This window comes from Streptomyces tanashiensis, from assembly GCF_014648895.1.
Taxonomy (GTDB): Bacteria; Actinomycetota; Actinomycetes; order Streptomycetales; family Streptomycetaceae; genus Streptomyces; species Streptomyces tanashiensis.
Window position 1 is genome coordinate 200,727 of sequence record NZ_BMRZ01000002.1, and the last position, 17,501, is coordinate 218,227.

The 17,501-nt window shown below is 71.1% G+C and carries 16 protein-coding genes; 5 read left to right on the top strand and 11 right to left on the bottom strand.

Going from position 1 to position 17,501, the window contains the following annotated elements; all coding sequences use genetic code 11:
* Nucleotides 1-28 precede the first annotated feature (28 nt).
* Nucleotides 29-1,306: an MFS transporter gene (locus tag IE237_RS06410; RefSeq protein WP_229842355.1), complete on the top strand. Its 1,278-nt coding sequence runs from the start codon at nt 29-31 to the stop codon at nt 1,304-1,306.
* Nucleotides 1,303-2,316, top strand: coding sequence for a TolB family protein (locus tag IE237_RS06415; RefSeq protein ID WP_189800826.1), 1,014 nt, complete (start codon nt 1,303-1,305; stop codon nt 2,314-2,316). Before IE237_RS06410 ends, IE237_RS06415 begins: the two co-directional genes overlap by 4 nt.
* A 51-nt stretch (nt 2,317-2,367) precedes the next feature.
* Here the strand turns inward: IE237_RS06415 and IE237_RS06420 are convergent, their stop codons facing one another.
* From IE237_RS06420 to IE237_RS06435, 4 genes are read right to left on the bottom strand one after another with little or no spacing between them, the layout of a single operon-like run.
* On the bottom strand, nt 2,368-3,609 hold the full coding sequence (locus IE237_RS06420; RefSeq protein WP_189800827.1) for an ABC transporter permease: 1,242 nt from the start codon (nt 3,607-3,609) through the stop codon (nt 2,368-2,370).
* The gene (locus IE237_RS06425) at nt 3,609-4,394 is read right to left on the bottom strand and encodes an ABC transporter ATP-binding protein (RefSeq protein ID WP_229842356.1); all 786 of its coding nucleotides are present in this window, start codon (nt 4,392-4,394) and stop codon (nt 3,609-3,611) included. The genes IE237_RS06420 and IE237_RS06425 overlap by 1 nt, the downstream gene beginning before the upstream one ends.
* Nucleotides 4,394-5,539, bottom strand: coding sequence for a peptidoglycan-binding protein (locus tag IE237_RS06430; protein ID WP_370468152.1), 1,146 nt, complete (start codon nt 5,537-5,539; stop codon nt 4,394-4,396). Before IE237_RS06430 ends, IE237_RS06425 begins: the two co-directional genes overlap by 1 nt.
* Entirely contained in the window at nt 5,536-6,033 is a 498-nt protein-coding gene (locus IE237_RS06435; protein ID WP_189800828.1) for a hypothetical protein, read from the bottom strand. The genes IE237_RS06430 and IE237_RS06435 overlap by 4 nt, the downstream gene beginning before the upstream one ends.
* 89 nt (nt 6,034-6,122) lie before the next feature.
* Between IE237_RS06435 and IE237_RS06440 the strand changes: the two genes are divergently transcribed.
* Nucleotides 6,123-6,782, top strand: coding sequence for a response regulator transcription factor (locus IE237_RS06440; RefSeq protein ID WP_189800829.1), 660 nt, complete (start codon nt 6,123-6,125; stop codon nt 6,780-6,782).
* An 83-nt stretch (nt 6,783-6,865) separates the two neighbouring features.
* On the top strand, nt 6,866-8,086 hold the full coding sequence (locus tag IE237_RS06445) for an ATP-binding protein (RefSeq protein ID WP_189800830.1): 1,221 nt from the start codon (nt 6,866-6,868) through the stop codon (nt 8,084-8,086).
* A 64-nt stretch (nt 8,087-8,150) separates the two neighbouring features.
* Here IE237_RS06445 and IE237_RS06450 read toward each other — a convergent pair whose 3' ends face one another.
* The 7 genes from IE237_RS06450 to IE237_RS06480 all read right to left on the bottom strand — a co-directional run bounded on the left by IE237_RS06450 (nt 8,151) and on the right by IE237_RS06480 (nt 16,379).
* Nucleotides 8,151-8,954 carry an MBL fold metallo-hydrolase gene (locus IE237_RS06450; RefSeq protein ID WP_189800831.1) on the bottom strand — a complete coding sequence of 268 codons (804 nt, stop codon included), beginning with the start codon at nt 8,952-8,954 and terminating at the stop codon, nt 8,151-8,153.
* A gap of 117 nt (nt 8,955-9,071) precedes the next feature.
* Nucleotides 9,072-9,806, bottom strand: coding sequence for a dienelactone hydrolase family protein (locus tag IE237_RS06455; protein ID WP_189800832.1), 735 nt, complete (start codon nt 9,804-9,806; stop codon nt 9,072-9,074).
* A gap of 367 nt (nt 9,807-10,173) precedes the next feature.
* The gene (locus IE237_RS06460) at nt 10,174-11,622 is read right to left on the bottom strand and encodes a cellulose binding domain-containing protein (RefSeq protein WP_189800833.1); all 1,449 of its coding nucleotides are present in this window, start codon (nt 11,620-11,622) and stop codon (nt 10,174-10,176) included.
* 85 nt (nt 11,623-11,707) lie between these two features.
* On the bottom strand, nt 11,708-13,276 hold the full coding sequence (locus tag IE237_RS06465) for a beta-N-acetylhexosaminidase (RefSeq protein ID WP_189800834.1): 1,569 nt from the start codon (nt 13,274-13,276) through the stop codon (nt 11,708-11,710).
* Between the two features lie 53 nt (nt 13,277-13,329).
* Nucleotides 13,330-14,184, bottom strand: coding sequence for a carbohydrate ABC transporter permease (locus tag IE237_RS06470; protein WP_189800835.1), 855 nt, complete (start codon nt 14,182-14,184; stop codon nt 13,330-13,332).
* A complete protein-coding gene (locus IE237_RS06475; RefSeq protein ID WP_189800836.1) occupies nt 14,181-15,107 on the bottom strand; it encodes a carbohydrate ABC transporter permease in 927 nt (308 codons plus the stop codon). The genes IE237_RS06470 and IE237_RS06475 overlap by 4 nt, the downstream gene beginning before the upstream one ends.
* A gap of 3 nt (nt 15,108-15,110) precedes the next feature.
* Complete coding sequence (locus IE237_RS06480) at nt 15,111-16,379, bottom strand: extracellular solute-binding protein (protein ID WP_189800837.1); 1,269 nt, start codon at nt 16,377-16,379, stop codon at nt 15,111-15,113.
* Nucleotides 16,380-16,638: 259 nt separating this feature from the next.
* Here IE237_RS06480 and IE237_RS06485 point away from each other — a divergent pair, with 259 nt between their 5' ends.
* Entirely contained in the window at nt 16,639-17,487 is an 849-nt protein-coding gene (locus IE237_RS06485) for a GntR family transcriptional regulator (protein ID WP_189800838.1), read from the top strand.
* Nucleotides 17,488-17,501 lie beyond the last annotated feature (14 nt).

A 17,501-nucleotide genomic window follows, 5' to 3' on the forward strand; every position in this document is an offset into this window, starting at 1 on the left:
CATCAGCGCCCCGGAGGTCGCAACTCCCGTGTATCTCTCCACGATCGGCAGTCCCCTGCCCTCGTCCGACGGCACCACAGGGCCCCAAGGGTCACGCCGCCGGTGGAAGTTCGTCGGAGGCAACGTCCTGGCCCTCGGCACCGTCAGCCTCATCACCGACATCTCCGCCGAGATGGTCACCGCCGTGCTGCCTCTCTATCTGGTCGTGGGTCTGCAGCTCAGCCCGGCCGCCTACGGCGTCCTCGACGGGCTCAACACCGGCGCCACGGCTCTGCTCAGGGTGGTGGGTGGCTACGTCGCCGACCGGGTCGACCGTCGCAAGGCGGTCGCGGGAGCGGGTTACGGCCTCTCCGCCCTGGCCAAGCTGGGCCTGGTGGCGGTGGGGAACTCGGTGACGTCCATCGGGCTCGTCCTGGCCGCCGACCGGACCGGCAAGGGACTGCGCACCGCACCCCGCGACGCCCTCATCACCCTCTCCACCCCCGAGCACTCCCTGGGCCGGGCGTTCGGCGTGCACCGGGCGATGGACAGCTTCGGCGCGTTCACCGGTCCGCTCGTGGCTCTGGCCGTCCTCACCGCCGCCGGCCAGTCCTTCGACGCCGTCTTCGTCACCAGCTTCTCCCTCGCGGCCCTGGGCGTGCTGGTCCTGCTGCTCTTCGTACGGGACCACCGACAGCCCCGGCCACCCGCCGGCACCGTCTCCCCGCGCGCCGTGGCCATGCTGCTGCGCCAGGTACCGGTACGACGCCTGATCGGCGCGGCCTGCCTCCTGGGCCTCGCCACCGTCGGCGACGGCTTCGTCTACCTCCTGCTCCAGCGGCGCGAGTCCCTGTCCATCGGCTGGTTCCCCCTTCTCGCCGTCGGCACCAGCCTCTCCTACCTCCTGCTGGCGGCTCCGCTCGGCGCGCTGGCCGACAGAATCGGCCGCGTGCCCGTCCTGCTGGGCGGCTACGGCGTTCTTGCGCTGGTGTACGTGCTCCTCACCGGCCCCCTCGAAGGGCCGGCGCTCCTCGTCGTGGTCCTCTTCCTGTACGGGCTCTTCTACGCCGCCACCGAGGGGACCTTGATGGCGCTCGCGGGACCGGTCCTGCCGGAACGGCTGCGGACCACCGGCATCGCGCTGATCCAGAGCGGACAGGCCCTCGCCTACCTCGGTTCGTCGGTGCTCTTCGGTCTGGCCTGGCAGACATGGGGCACGAGGACGGCGAGCTTCGGAGCCTCGATCGCCGTGATCATCGCCGGCCTGGCCACCGCACTCCTCCTGACTGTCCGCCGCCCGGGAGAAAGGACCTCCTCCCCCTCATGAAGACCCCCACCCAGCGCACGAAGATCCTCATCACGGCGGTGGTCGCAGCCCTCCTGGCCGCCCTCGCGGCCACCACCATCGTCAACGCCCGCCGCGACGCACGGGCCGACACCACCGCCTCCGCCGCGGCTCCGGCCGGCGCCGACGCCGCCCCGTCCGCGGTCGGCCCGCCAGGCGGCCGACTCCGGGTCCTGAGCAACGGACTCCTCTCCACCGTCCCGCTCGCCGACCCCCACGGACCTCGTACCGTCACCACCCGACGTTGCGACCGCTCGTACACCGCCGGTGGCACCACCGCCTGCCTGACTCCGGCGACAGCCCTCGCCGGCCCCAGACTGCTGGTCCTCTCCGAAGATCAGCGCATCCGTCGCACCGTCCCCCTGACCGGTCTGCCCAACCGCACCCGCGTCAGCGCCGACGGACGCATGGTGGCCTGGACACTGTTCGTGGGCGGCGACTCCTACGCCGGTGGTGGTTTCTCCACGCGAACCGGCATCCTCGACACGCGCACCGGCCGGCTCACCGGCTCCCTCGAGGAATTCACCGTCTACCGGCAGGGCCGCCGCTACCAGGCCGCCGACATCAACGTCTGGGGCGTCACCTTCGCCGACGACAACCGCTTCTACGCCACCGTCTCCAGCGCCGGCACCCGCTCCCTCGCCGTGGGGGACCTCACGGCGCGCACCCTGCGCACCCTGGCCGACAACGTGGAGTGCCCCTCCCTCTCCCCCGACCACACCCGCATCGCCTTCAAGCAGGCCGTCGACGCAGACCCCACCAAGGGCTGGCGCCTCACGGTCCTCGACCTCGCCACCCTGCGCCGCACCGAACTCGCGGAGAGCCGCAGCGTCGACGACCAGGCAGCCTGGCTCGACGACGACAGCGTCGCGTACGCCCTCCAGCGCGACGACGGAACCAACGACATCTGGACCCTCCCGGCCGACGGCACAGGCACTCCCCGCGTCCTCGTACCGGGAGCCAACTCCCCCGCGGTCCTCCCGAAGGCCTGAGACCACGCGGCCGCCCGTTCTGGTCCGCCGGGCGGCCGCGGGGCCGGGGCCTTACGCTGCGGCCAGGGCCAGGGTCGGTGACTGGCGGGCGGCGCGGACCGCCGGGTACAGGCCCGCCACCGAGCCGATCGCGAGGGTCGCGACGAAGCCCGCCCCGGCTGCCCAGGGCGGGACCACCCAGGGCAGTCCGCCGGTGGACGCGTACACGGCCGTCGCCGCCGCCCCCATAGCCACGCCCGCGATGCCGCCGAGGCCCGACAGCATCAGGGACTCCGTCACGAACTGGATCCTGATCTGGCCTCGCGTCGCGCCGAGCGAGCGGCGGAGGCCGATCTCGTGACGCCGCTCCAGGACCGAGATGATCATGGTGTTGGCGACGCCGACACCGCCCACGAGCAGGGCGATCCCGCCGAGCCCGAGAAGCAGCGTGGAGAAGGCGCCCTCGGTCGCCGCCTTCGCCTTGAGCACCTCGGAAGGGTCGCTCACCGACACGTTCTGCGGGTTCTGCGGATCGATCGTCGGAGCGAGGAGCCGCTGGACCTGCCGGACGGAGGCGTCCGTGGACCGCTCGTACACCGCGGTCGGATGCCCGTCGAAGCCGAGGAGCCGTTGGGCACTCTCCCAGCCGACCAGCGCCGAGCGCTCGATCTCGGGGGCGAGCGGCAGGGGGTCGAGGATGCCGACGACGGTGAAGTACCGGTCGTCGATCCAGACCTGCCTGCCAGGCCGGTCGATGCCGAGCCGTTCCGCGGCGACGTGCCCGAGCACCACGGAGGGGTAACGGCCGTTGGCCGCGTTCAGCCAGGTGCCGGACGCCGTCGTGCCGCGCAGTACGCCGAGCAGTCCCAGGGACGCCGCCTTCACGGAGATGCCGCCGGTCTCCGCCTCCGGGATCATCTGCGAGCGGCGCACCGTGTGCTGGAGGTCCCCGCTCGCGCCGGCCTTCTCCACGCCCTCGATGCGCCCGACCATGCCGACGGCGTCCTTGGGCAGCTTCACCTCCTGCCCGCTGAACATCCCCTCTCCGGGTTTGGCGACCAGCATGTTCGTGCCGAGGGCGTCGAGCCGCTGGAGCAGCTGCGCCTGGCTGGACGCCGAGATGCCCACCACCGCGATCATCGTCGCGATGCCGATGGCGATCCCGAGCGCCGACAGCACCACCCGCACGGGCCGGCTTCGCAGCCCGGCCGAGCCGACGTGCAGGACGTCGCGCGGGCCGAGCCGGCGTGCTGTGAGCGCGACGGCCTGCCGTTCGGTCGCCTGGGACGCCGTCCGCTTGCGCCTGCCGGGCATCAGACCACGACCTTTCCCCGGGCCGAGTCCGCGACGACCTTGCCGTCGCGGATCCGGACCGTTCTCGGCAGGCGCTGCGCGATCTCGGTGTCGTGGGTGATGACCGCGATCGTGGCGCCCTCCTGGTTCAGGGCGTGCAGCAGTTCCATGACCGCCTCGCCCGAGGCCGTGTCCAGAGCGCCCGTCGGTTCGTCGGCGAGCAGCAGGTCGGGCTGCCCCACGACCGCGCGGGCGATGGCGACGCGCTGTTTCTGGCCGCCGGACAGCTCGTGCGGCCGGTGCCTCGCACGGTCGGCGAGGCCGACGCGGGCCAGCGCCTCGGTGGCCAGCCTGCGGCGGCGGGCCCGGGGCAGGCCGGAGTAGAGCAGTCCCTCGGCGACGTTGTCCACGGCGCTGACGCCGGGGGCCAGATGAAAGGCCTGGAAGACGAAGCCGATGTGGCGGGCGCGCAGGGCTGAGAGCCGACGGTCGGTGAGGGATGCGACGTGGTGACCCGCGATCGCGACCGTGCCGGCGGTCGGCCGGTCGAGGGTGCCGATGATGTGGAGCAGGGTCGACTTGCCGGAGCCCGAGGGGCCGACGATGCCGACGAGTTCGCCCTCGCCGATGGTGAGGTCGACGCCGTCGAGCGCGCGGACGCCCCCGGCGTACTCCTTGACGACGCCTCTGAGCTCGACGACCGGGACGGCGGCGGCAACGAGGGCAGGGCCGGCGATCGGGGGCGGGGTGGGGCCCGGGATCGGGGCAAGGCCGGGGTTCTCGGCGGATCGCATGGTGTCGGTCATCAGGACGGCACCCCGACCTTCATGCCTTCGCGCAGTCCGCCGCCGCTGATCTCGACCCTGCCCTGTGCGAACATGCCGAGCTCGACCTTGACGTCCCTCGCCGCGCCGTTCTCGACGACCTGGACGCCGAAGCCTCCGTCGGGGAGGGCGAGCAGGGCGTTGACGGGTACCGAGAGGACGTCCCTGCGGGTGTCGCCGGTGAGCTCGACGGTGACCGGGGACTGATCGACGCCCTTGGCCTCGGCCGGGTCGTCGAAGGAGACCGTGATGTCGATCTTCGGGGTCCTGTCCTGCGGGTCGTCCCCGGCCGACGCGGTCTTGCCGACGGCGGACACCTTTCCCGGCAGCCGGGTTCCGTCCGGCAGCGTGACCTGGACCCGTGTCCCGGTCTTCGCCGATCCGGCCTGCGAGGCCGGCACCTTGAAGCTCACGACCCGCTCGGATCCGGTCACCGTCAGCACCGGCGAGCCGGGGGTGACCCGGTCGCCGGGAGCGATCCGGTCGCCGCCGCCGGTGCCCGTGCCGGAGTCGGAGCCGGCGTCCTTGACCCGTACGGCACTGCCCGCGAAGGCGATCCGCTCCGGGCCGAGGGTGCCGGTCTGCTTCAGGCCGTGGGACTTCTGCCAGCGTTTGACCGCCGCGGCGGTCTTCGCCGTGTACTCCTCGTCGACGTCGAAGCCGGTGTACCCGAGGGCGGCGAGGTTCTCTTCCAGCTGCCGTACGTCCCTGCCCTTGTCGCCGGTCTTCAGGGGCCGGTACATGGGCTCGTCCCCGTACATCAGGCGGACGGCCTCGCCGTCGACCTCGTAGAGCCGCTCGTCCCTCTTCACGACGGAGCCGGGCGGGGCGAGCCAGGTGAGGGTGCCGCCCGGTCCTCCGGCGTTGATCTTTCGTTCCCCGAGGTGACCGAGGGTGCCGTCCTGCTGGGAGCTGTCGGCGAGGTCGCCCCGGGTGACGGGAGCCGTGGCGTGCGGCAGCCCCTTGGTGCCGGCACGGTCGGCCGCGGGTTTCTCCGGGGTGGCCAGAGCGGTGACGGCGACGCCGCCGCCGGCGATGGCGACGACGGTGAGGAGGGCCATCCCGAGTCGGCGCCGTCCCAGCGGCCGCCGCTCGCCCGCTTGCGGGTCGGTCGCGTCGCCGCTCATCGGGCCGCGCCTTCGCACGCCTTGGCCGCCTTGTCGAACTTCTCCTTCTGCGCGCCCTGCGGTATCGGCATGGCCTGCTGTGCTCCGCCGTCGAACCTCGGGTCGGGCATGTTGAAGCCGCTCTCGCGCATGCACTTCGCGTAGGCGAGTGCCTTGTCCTTGTCGGCCTGCGTCGGCTCCTTGCCGAAGCCTGCGCCGCCGGCCTTGCTCGCGCACGCCTTGAACGCCTTCTCCATCTTCTCCTTCGACATGCCGTCGCCGCCGATGGTGAGGCCGACTCCGCTCTCGCCCGGCTTGGGCTCGGGCACGTCGAGTCCCTGCTCGCGCAGGCACTTGCGGTGTTCGAAGGCCTGGTCGGCCTTCTTCCCCTCCTCGTTCACGCTCCCGTCGTCCTTCGCGCCCGGGGCGGTGCCCGAGCAGGCGGTGGCGAACAGGGCGAGGGCAGCGGCCAGCGAGGGGGCGGCGGCTGTCCGGATGATCCGTCGAATCGTCATGCCGCCGAGGCTGCCCCGCGGGCATGTTTCGCTTCTCTCAACGGTTCCGTTTACATCGGCGAAAGGTCCCCTTCGGATAGACAGGGGCCATGCGCGTACTGGTGGTGGAGGACGAGGCGTTCCTCGCGGAGATGATCGCCGAGGGGCTGCGCCGGGCGGCGCTCGCCGTGGACGTCGCGGCCGACGGCCTGGAGGCCCTGCGGAAGATGCAGCTCGGGGAGTACGACGTCCTCGTCCTGGACCGTGATCTGCCGGGGATGCACGGCGACGACGTGTGCCGTCGGGTGGTCGAGCAGCGGCTCATGACCCGGGTCCTCATGCTGACGGCGGCCGGCACCGTACGAGACCGGGTCGAGGGCCTCGGTCTGGGCGCCGACGACTACCTGACCAAGCCCTTCGCGTACGACGAACTCCTCGCCCGGGTGCTGGCCCTCGGACGGCGTGCCAGGCCCGCGCTGCCGCCGGTCCTCGAACAGCGCGGCATCGTCCTGGACACGGCACGCCGCCAGGCCAGCCGCGACGGCCGGCACCTGCATCTGTCGCCCAAGGAGTTCGGCGTCCTGGAGGCGCTGCTGCGCGCCGAGGGAGCCGTGGTCAGCGGCGAGGACCTGATCGAGCAGGTCTGGGAGGAGCACACCAGCTACCGCACGAACGCGGTTCGGGTCACGCTCAGCAAGCTGCGGGCCAAGCTCGGCGAGCCCCCGGTGGTCGAGACGGTCCCGGGCGCGGGCTACCGGATCGCCTCGTGAACGGCGTACGGAGGCTCCGCACGTCACTGCACCCGCGCCCCCGCCGGTCCCGGACGCCGGACCTCGACGCACAGCCCGGCCGCATGCTGCCGTTCCGGAGCGAACGGGCCCGGCTGACGGCCCTCTACACCGGCCTCCTCGTGCTCGCCGGGGCGCTTCTCACCGGAGTCGTGTACGTGCTCGTGGAGGAGGGCATGTACTCCTCGATCAGCATGGCCGTCACCACGGCCGTGCCGGCGCAGCGGCTGGAACGACTGCCGTCCTCCTGGCAGACCGCCGTCCCCACCGGGGTGCCGAGCGCCGCGCCCGCGAGCCCCGCACCGAGCAACGCCACCGTCGTCCCGGGCGAGGCGCTGGCGATCACGCGGACGCTCAGCGACGCGGCCGAGTCCGCGGCCCTCGACCGTCTTCTCACCGTCTCGGTGACCGTCTTCGTCTGCTACGCGATTCTGTCGCTCGCGCTCGCGTGGTGGACTGCGGGCCGGGTGCTCCGGCCGATCGCCGTCATCACCGAGACCGCCCGCCGCCTCTCCGGTGAGAACCTGCACGAAAGGATCGCCCTCGACGCACCGCCCGGCGAACTCAAGCGGCTCGCCGACACCTTCGACGGCATGCTCGGCCGCATGGAACGGCTCGTCTCCGCCCAGCAGCGGTTCGCCGCGAACGCCGCCCACGAGCTGCGCACCCCGCTGGCCGTGCAGAGGGCGGCCGCCGAGATCGGACTCGGCGGAGATCCCTCCCCCGAGCGGGTGGCCCGCATGCGGTCGAAGCTGATCGAGGTCGCGGACACCAGCGAGCGGATCATCGAGGGGCTCCTGCTCCTCGCAGCCTCCGAGCAGGGTCTCAAGGAACGTCGCCGGGTGGCCGTGGACGCGCTCGCCCGGCAGGTGGTGGCGGCGCTCGACGACGAGGCGGCGGAGCGGGGTGTGCACATCACCGTCCGGGCCCTGCCGCTGACCATCGACGGGGATCCTGTACTCCTGGAGCGCCTCCTGCACAATCTGGTCGCGAACGCGGTGCGGCACAACGTCCCCGAGGGTCGGGTCGAGGTGCGCACCGGCCCGGACATCGGCATCGAAGTCGCCAACACCGGGCCGGTCGTGCCGTCCGCCACGGTCCCTCTGCTCTTCGAGCCCTTCCGGCGCCTCAACGAACGCACCCACGCGCCCGGCGAGGGCGCGGGCCTCGGCCTGTCGATCGTCGACGCCGTCGCCCGGGCGCACGGGGCCGGGGCAACAGCATCGGCCAACCCGGAGGGGGGCGGCCTGACGGTTCGTGTGGTGTTCCCGCCGACCGCGCCGTGATGGACAGGGCCGCCCACGTCGCGGACCCTGGACGGCCGAGGTGTGGCCGGTGTGGACGAATGGGTCAGCGGGCGAGGAACGGCTCGGTCAGGTGCGGTGTCGCAAGGTAGAGGGTGTCACCGTTCCGCCGGCGAAGCACCCGTTCCCTTGAGGCCCTGGCCTGCGCCGCATCCTTCTCGTGGGCGTAGGCGAGTTCCGGGTGGAGCAGCTGGATGGCGTGCACGAGCAGGTCACCGGTGACGGCGACCAGTTCGCGCCGGGACGCGACGAGCACGCTCTGGTGCCCGGGTGTGTGACCGGGCGTGGCGAGCACGCGTTCGCCGCGGCGCAGAGAGGTCTCGCCATCGAGGAGACGGAGCTGGCCGGTCTTGCGGAGCGGGTCGACCACGCGGGATCGCAGGTGCGGGTTGACCTCGTCGATCGCGTCGAGTTCGGCCCGCTGCAGCAGGTACTCGGCGTTCGGGAAGAACGGCCGCGCCTGCGCGCCGCCGACGACGGCCCAGCCCACGTGATCGGTGTGGAGGTGGGTGAGCACCACGGTGTCCACTTCGGCGGGTTCGATGCCCGCGGCGGCCAGCGAGGCCGGCAGTTCCCCGGGGACGGGCGCCCAGGAGGCCGCCGGGCTGTCGGCCGGGCCGATTCCCGCGTCGACCAAGGTGACGCCCTGGCTGCTGCGGATCGCGAACGCGCGGAACTGGAGCCACCACCGCCCGTCGGGGTCGCGCGCCCCGGGATCGAGCCGGTCGGCCGCCGCCCACTGCTCGGTGGTGGCGTCGGGGAACGCCTCCGACCTGGAGGAGAAGAAGGGGCCCGCGCCGTCGGCGAGCGCCGTGACGGTGTAGGGGCCGACCTGGAGGGAAGGGGGCATCCCGCAGATCGTGCCACCGACGGGCGGCCCCGGCCAGACGCGGGATGGTCCCGTTTCCGAGCGGGATGGGAGTCCCGTGACAGCCGGGGACGGTCGCGAGGCGTCCTCGATCGGGGTCTAGCCGGCGGCGAGGGTACGGCCGAGCAGGGGCAGCAGGCGGTCCCAGTGGAGCCTCAGCGCGGCAGGGTTGAAGGCGTCGGTGTCCGACATGGTGAAGCCGTGGACGGTGCCGGGGTAGATCTCGGAGGTGTAGTCGACACCCCTGGCGTCCAGGGCCCGGTTGAGCTCGCCGAGGGCCTCGGGCGTCAGGTCGGTCTCGGCATGGCCGAAGTGGACCTGGGCGGTGAGGCCGGAGAGGAGGGAGGGCCCGTCCGCGCCCACAGGGCCGTGGAATCCGGCGAGGGCGGCCACCTGGTCGGGGTGGGCCGCGGCGGTGCGCGTGGCCAGGAGTCCGCCGATGCAGTAGCCGGTCACCGCGACCGGCCCGGCGCTGACCTCGGGCTGGGCGCTGAGAAACCTGAGGTAGGCGTCGGCGTCTCGGAGGACGCGGTCGGCGGTGTGCGCCTCGATCAGGGGCATCAGTTGGGCGAAGATCGCGGACCGGGCCTCTTCACCGATGTACCGGGGAAGTGCGATCAGCGGTGCGGGACCGTGCCGGTAGAAGATGTGGGGGACGAGCACGTAGTACCCGTGCCCGGCCAGTTCGCGGGCCATCTCCCGCAGCGCGGGCCGGACACCGAAGCCGTCCGGGTACATCAGCACCCCTGGGTGCCGCACACCGTGGTCGGGGAAGGCGGCGAACGCATCGGCCTGACCGTCGGCGGTGGGAATCAGCAGCGTGTTGACGGGCATGGAACGGATTCTCCTGTCGTGGTTGATGAGGGGAGCCTGTGATCAACACGACGAGGCGGAGCCCGCGAAGCAGCGCAGGATCCTCGTTCGGACATCGGGCACGCACCGGCCCGTGCGGTGCTCAGGAGAGCACCGGGTCACCCATCCGTGTGTGGCGCGATGCCGTCCCGGTAGTCATGCCCGCAACTTAGCCCACCGTCTGAAGCCGGCGCCAACCACTTCTGCTCTGCGTGCGGTTGGCGGGATGGGACTCGGCGGGCTCATGGATGCCCCCTTCCGGACGCGAGGGGGCATCCACGTCCCTGCCGACGCGCGGTCTCCTCACCGCCGTCCCGGGTCCGGCGATGGCACCCGTTCACTCACGCTGTCAGGAGGCGGGGACCTCGTCGACGAAGGTCGTTCCGGCGCCGCGCAGGGAGGCGATCTCCGTGGCGACCTGGGCCGGGGTGAGGGCCTGGTCCTTGACGTGCAGGACGTAGTCGACCTGCTGGTCGTAGGCCCGCGGGGTGGTCGACGTCTGGCCGTTGAGGTCGATCAGCCACTGGTTGAAGTTGATGGACATGGGCCGTTCGGGCAGATAGGCGGCGTCATGCGTACCGAAGAGCGCGCCGTCGATGTAGTAGGTGATCCTGCTGTGGTCGATGGTCACGACGAGGTCGTGCCAGCCGGCGAAGCTCTGTCGGCTCTCGCTGTGCTGGTTGACCGCCTGCCAGGGGTCGGGGTTGTAGGTCTCCCACGAGGTCGTGTAGAGGATGTTGGCCGGCTCGCCCCAGCCGCCGTTGGGCAGGTACTCGAAGTCGTACTCGGCGTAGTCGTCCGCCATGGGGGCCTTGAGGTCGTTGATGGTGAAGAAGGTCTGCACGATGCGGTCGCCGTCGGGCCCGTACTTGGGGGCGTCGGAGAACTTCACACGGGCCGCGTACGTCCCGTTCTTGAACTTGCTCGCCTTGGTGAGGACTTCGGTGTGGGTGGTGCTGGAACCGGTGCCGGCACTGGACGTCTCCAGGTTCATCACCGTGTTGCCGCTCTGGTTGACGAAGGTGACCTTGGAGGGGTCCCAGGTGGCGCCGGGGACCCCGGGGCCGCCGGAGTTGGAGCGGACGTTCCATCCGTGGGATGCCAGGGCCGGGTCGGTGTGCGAGGTGTAGGAGAAGTCGTCGAAGAGCGTCTCACCGCCGCCGGTCGGCGGGTCGGTGGGCGGGTCGGTCGGGGTCGGCGGGTCCGTCGGCTCGTTCCCGGCGGGGGCGGTGCCCCACACGATGGTGCCGCCTGCCTGCGCGGTGACCTTGGGCCAGTCGGCGTAGGTGGTCTGGGTGCCGCCGAAGGAGTAGTCGTCGCTCTGGTTCAGGGGCTGCCAGGTCGACTGGTAGAAGCGCAGCTGCATGTCGCCGGTGTCGGCGCCGGGAGCGAGGGAGCCGGCAGCGGGGGTGAAGCCGATCTCCAGGTAGCGGTCGGCCGTCGCCGTGGGGTGGGCGAGCGTACCGAAGGTTCCGGTGATCACCGAGCAGCCCTTCACCGCCCAGGAGCAGGCGAAGCGGTACGAGGCGTTCGGCGAGTCGGCCTTGAAGTAGTAGCGGACCTTCACCTGACTCAGCTGTACGGCGCTGGTTCCGGTGTTGCGCACCTTGAGCCACGGCTCGGTCTGGTCGGCGGTGGCACCGCCGGCGCCGGTGCGGTACTGGACGACCAGGCCGTCGCCCGCGGAGGCTGAGGCGGACGCGGTGGTGAGGGGAAGGGTCGCGAGGGCAGCGCTGCCGACGAGGGCGGTCAGGGCGAGGGCGGCGCGCGTGGTGCGGGAGGTCGTACGGCTACTCATCCGACAGATTCCTTTCCTTCGCTCCCGCCGGCCGGCGGGAGAGATCGGGGGGTGGGGCGGGGGGTGCGGCGGGGGTGCGAGCACTTCACACAGGGGCGTGTGCGGTCCGGTCCCGGAGGATGTCGTGCGGGACGCCGAGCGCGGTCAGCCGCGCCCGGTGCCCGTCCAGACGGGTCCGGAAGTCCCGCCAGTCCTCGGTGGAGTCCCACGCCCGTTCGGCGAGGGCGCACAACCGGGGGTAGGTGAGGTACTCGATGTGCTCGGGCGTCGGGACGAACTCGGTCCACAGCTGCCCCTGGACGCCCAGGACCTTTCCGGCGAGCAGCGGCTCGTCGGGGGGCGGCTGGAGGTCGACGCCGTAGACGGTCCGCAGGTCGAGGGCGTGGCCGGGCTGCGCGGGAGGTTCCGTGGAGCCGGGGCCGCGTGCGTAGTCGAAGTAGGTCGAGCGGTGGTCGGCGTGGATGACGTCGTGGCCCCGGCGTGCGGCCGCCCAGGCGTGCTGCGGTGTGCGCCAGCTCATCACCGTGCAGGTCTGGGGAAGTGTGGCGCCGTTCTCGGCCCAGGCGACCGGGCGGCGGCCCGCCTGTACGACGTGGTCGACCATCGTGGACATGAACCAGCCGTGCAGCTCCCGTGGGCCTGCCAGCCCTTCCCGTGAGGCCCGGGCGATCGCCGCCGGGCTCGCCTCCCATTCGTCCGTGGGGACTTCGTCGCCTCCTATGTGGAGGTAACGGGAGGGGAAGAGGTCCATCACCTCGTCCAGGACCGTACGGAAGAAGTCGAGGACGTGGTCGCCGACGCCGAGGACGTTCGAGCAGACGCCCCAGTGGGTCCACACGTCGAGCGGCCGCTCGGGGCGGTTGCCCAGTTCGGGATAGGCGGCGAGCGCGGATCGTACGTGTCCCGGCACGCCCACCTCCGGCACGACCGTCACACCGCGCGCGGCCGCGTACGCGACGAGCTCGGCGAGTTCGGCGCGGGTGTACGAGCCGGCATGCGGGCGGCCGTCGAACCGCCCGCTGCCGGCGGGGCCGACCATCGACTGTTCCCGTCGGCCGCCTATGTCGGTGAGCCTGGGATGGGCGGCGACCGGCATCCGCCAGCCCTGGTCGTCGGTGAGGTGCAGCTGGAGCGTGTTCAGCTTGTGCAGGGCCAGGAGGTCGACGAAACGGCGCAGGTAGGACACGGGCTGGAAGTGGCGGGCGACGTCCAGCAGCATGCCGCGCCAGGGATGCGCGGGGACGTCCGTGATCTCCACTCCGGGCAGCTCGATCCCCTCCGAGGGCGCCGACAGCGCTTCGTGGGGCAGGAGCTGGCGGACCGTCTGCACGCCGCACAGCAGACCGGCCGGGCGGGCGGCGCGCAGCAGCACGCCCTGGGCGGAGACGGTCAGCCCGTATCCCTCCTCGCCCAGGCCCGTGAGTGCGGAGTCGAGGGCAAGGACGAAGGCGCCGTCCTCGGCGTGCTCCAGCCGCAGTCCCGTTGCGGGCTCGAGATACGTACGCAGGAGGTCGGCGGCTCCTTCGGCGCCGGGGGCGACGCGCAGCCGTGTGGTGTCGTCGAGGCGGAATCGGCCGGGGCGCGGGGACAGCCGGGTGGGGCGGGGAACGAGTGCGAGTTCAGGACGCGGGAGTCGGGGGTGCAGGGGGTCCACGGGGCTTTGTCTCCGGTGTTCGGCGGGACACGGAAGGGGGAAGGATGTGCCGGCTAGCCCTTGACTCCCCCGGCGGTGAGGCCTGAGGTCACGTGGCGCTGCAGGGCGAGGAAGACGATCAGCGCGGGCAGGGCGAAGAGGGTGGAGGCCGCCATGGTGGCGCCCCAGTCCGTGCCGAAGGTCGTCTGGAAGGAGGAGAGCCAGACGGGCAGCGTGCGGCTGTCCTGCTGCTTGATGATCAGGAAGTTGGCGTAGGTGAACTCGTTCCAGGCGGTGATGAAGCCGAAGAGCGAGGTGGCCATCAGTCCCGGGGCGAGCAGCGGGAACGCGACGCGGCGGAAGGCTCCCACGCGGGTGCAGCCGTCGACCTGCGCCGCCTCTTCCAGTTCGGGTGGGATGCCGGCGATGAAGCCCCGCAGCACCACCACGGTGAACGGCAGGGTGATCATGAAGTAGACCAGGGTGAGCGTGGGCAGCCGGTCGAGCATGTCGGTGTCGCGGGCGATGATGTAGATCGGGATGATCAGTGATTCCCAGGGCGCCATCTGGGCGATGAAGACCGCCAGCATGAACTGCCTGCGCCCGCGCCATCGCAGCCTCGCCACGGCGTACGCGGCGCCGAGTGCGACGAGCAGCGCCAGGAGTACGGCGCTGAGGGTGACCAGGATGCTGTTGCGCCAGAACAGGGTGAAGCCGTCGGCCTGGACCGCTGCCCGGAAGTGGTCGAGGGTCCATGCGCGTGGGACCAGACGGGGTTCGTAGGACTGGATGTCCCGGGACGGCTTGAGGGCGGTCGTGACCATCCAGTACACGGGAAAGAGGCAGATCACCACCGTCAGGCCGGCCGCGGCGTTGAGCGGGAGGCGGCGCAGGGCGCGCCGCGGGGTGGGCCTGCGGTTCGTGGTCACGTGTGCTCCCCTTCCTGGCGGAACAGTTGGCGGAAGTAGAGGACGAGGACGCCGCTCATGAGGAGGACGGTGACCATGGAGGCGGCCGCGCCGAGGTCGTAGCGCTGGTTCGCGAGGGCGGTCTGCACGGCGTACACCGGCAGGATCGTGGTCGCGTCGCCCGGTCCGCCCCGGGTCATCACCCAGATCTGGACGAATGCCTTGAAGGTCCAGATGACCTCGAGGGAGAGCACCAGCATGAAGATCGGTCTCACGAGGGGGAAGGTCACGGAGCGGAAGATCCTCGTGGCGCCGGCGCCGTCGATGCGCGCGGATTCGTAGAGCTCCTCGGGGACGGTGGTGAGGGCCGAGTAGAGGGTGATGGCGGCGAAGGGCACGGACTGCCACACGATGAGGACGACGAGGATCGTGAAGGCGGCGCTGCCGTCGGCGAACCAGGTGTAGCCCTCGAAGGAGGTGAACCCGAGGCGGGTGAGGGTTTCGTTGACGATGCCGAACTCGGAGTGGAACAGCCACTGGAAGACGGTGGTGGCGGCCACGACGGGTACCGCCCACACCAGGACCAGCGAGCTGAGGACGACGGCTCTGGCGGGTCTGCCCAGCCGTTCGATCATCAGGGCGACCAGGGTGGAGAGGATCATGATGGCGACGACGTTGACGGCCATGAACAGGAACGTGCGGCGGACGACGTCCCAGAACCTCGGGTCGGTCAGCAGGGTCCGGTAGTTGCGCAGACCCACGAACTCGGCGTCGCCTCTGATCAGTTCGCGCAGCCGGAAGTCCTGCAGGGAGATGAGCAGAGCCCGGCCGAACGGATAGAGCAGGAGGTAGAGCATGCCCAGGACGGCCGGTGCGATCAGCAGGTAGGGGCCGAGGGTGGGAGGGCGTCTGCGGGGCAGTCGTCGGGAGGGTGTGGCCGGCATCTGTCAGGAACCGCTGTTCAGCGTGGTGGTGATGGACCGGGACGCCTTGCCGGCCTCGGACGTCGCGTCGCGGCCGATCAGCACCGCCGTCATGTAGTCCTTGATCGGGTTCTTGGCCTCGACCGCTGCCCACTGCGGGGTGTTGGGCGTGGCGTGCCCGTTGGCGGCGCCGACCGCCATGGCTGCGGCACCGGGATCGGAGGCGACGGCGGCAGCCAGGTTGGTCTTGTTCGGGACGTAGCTCATGGCGAGGGCGAGCTTCTTCTGCCAGGCCTCGCCGGTGAGCTCCTTGATGAAGGTGTACGCCTCCTCCTGGTGCGCGGCGGCGGAGGGGACGACCAGGTCGGAACCGCCGGTGAAGACGGCGCCCGGGGTGTCGGGGGTCTTGCCGGGGATCGGGAAGAATCCCAGCTTGCCCTTGAGGTCGGGGTTGCTCTGCGCGATGAGGTTGGCTCCGCCGGGGGCGGCGATGACCTGGGCTATCCGCCCCTTGGCCACGACTTCGGCCTGCAGGGGGCGGGACTCGTCGGAGTCCTTGGGGCCCTTGCCGAGGGCCTGGAGCCGCTGGTAGAACTCCATGGCTCTCAACGCTTCGGGGCTGTCGAGGCCTCCCTTCCATGTCGCGCCTTCCCGCGCGGCGAGGTCGCCGCCCTCGTCCCAGACGAAGCCCGCGAGGGCGAACCAGTTCTGGCCGGGGAGGTAGATGCCCTGGGTGCCGTTCCTGTTGAGCTTCTCGGTGGCGGCGAGCCACTGGTCGCGCGTCTTGATCTTCGTGGCGTCGATGCCCGCCTCCTGGAAGAGGTCGGTGCGGTAGATGACGACGCGATTGGCGGCGTAGTACGGGATGCCGTACTGCTTGCCCTCCCAGGCTCCCGGTTCGGCGAGGCCCTTGAGCCAGGAGTCGCCGCCGAGCTCGGCGACCTTGTCGCTGAAGTCGGTGAGGCCGCCGCTCTGGGCGTACTGGGCGACCTGGGTGTTGCCGACCTCGATGACGTCGGGGGCGTCGTTGCTGGCCAGGGCCGCGGTGACCTTCTCTCCGATGCCCTCCCATTCCTGGATCTGGATCTTGAGGTCGATGTCCGGGTGAGCCTTCTCGAAGCCGGCCTCGAACTCCTTCTGGAAGGTCTCGGAGACGCTGTCGCGCATGAGCCAGACATCAAGGACGGTCGGGCCGTCGGCGCGCTGCTCGGAGTCACCGCCGGAGGTGGAGCAGGCGACGAGTCCGGAACTCAGCAGCATGGCACCGAGCAGGGCAAGGGGGCGGTGCTTCACGGTTCACCTCTGGGGAGCATGAGAAGGGCAGGTACACCTGGACCTGACCAATCGCCGATCGAGTGTTTACCAGTTGGCGCGGAGATGAAGGTGGCATAGACCAATATCAGCGTCAACCCCTGCGGCAGAGCGGGGTTTTGACTAGCAGGCACTCAGAAAGAGCCGGATAGCCCCGGACCTGCACACCCACCCCAACCTGACCACTTGACCAGTTATAGTTGACCAGAGAACGTACCCGACGAACGAACGAGAGCCCCGTATGGAGATCGACGCGGCAGCCTCCGGCGCGATGCTCAAGCGTGAGCGCGTCCGTGACGCGATCCTCGAGCTCATCGAGGCACGGCACCCCGGTGACGCGATCCCGTCCGAGCGCACCCTCTGTTCCGAGTTGGGAGTGTCACGCCCCACGCTGAGGGCGGCCGTCGACGAACTGGTCGTCGCCGGGCTGCTCGTCCGGGAGCACGGCCGGGGCATGTTCGTGGCCGCGGAGAAGATCACCCAGGAACTGGTCGCCGACCAGAACACGTTCAGCCTGCCGCGGGCCGGCGGGGTGTGGACCAGCCGGCTGCTGGAGTTCAGCACGCTGCCGGCCGGCGCCCGAGTCAGCCGCAAGCTGCGCATCTCCCCCGCCGCCGAGATCCTGTACGTCGCCCGCCTCCGCCTCGTGGACGGCTCCCCCGTGGCGATCGAGCACCTGCACGTGCGGACCGACCTCGCCCCGGGCCTGACCAGGGGCGAGCTGGAGCAGGGCGACCTCTACGAGCACCTTCGCGACCGGCACGGCGTCCAGGTCCACGAGGCGGTCCAGTCGATCGAACCCACCGTCGTCACCCGCGCCGAAGCCGATCTGCTCGACGTGCCCGAGCTGTCCCCCGCACTGCTCTTCGAACGACTCACCACCGACACCCGCGGCCGCGCGGTGGAGTACGTCCACTCGCTCTACCGCGGCGACCGCTACCGGATCGTGTCCCGCCTCACCCTCAGCGGCGGCGAGGCGCAGCCCACGCCGAAGGAGGGGCACCACCACCCGGGCATCCCTCCAGGCGACTTCACCGGGGGCGACCCCGTCACCCTCTCCACGCGCGGTGTCGTCCAGCACGACGTCTGAGACCGTCGCGGAAC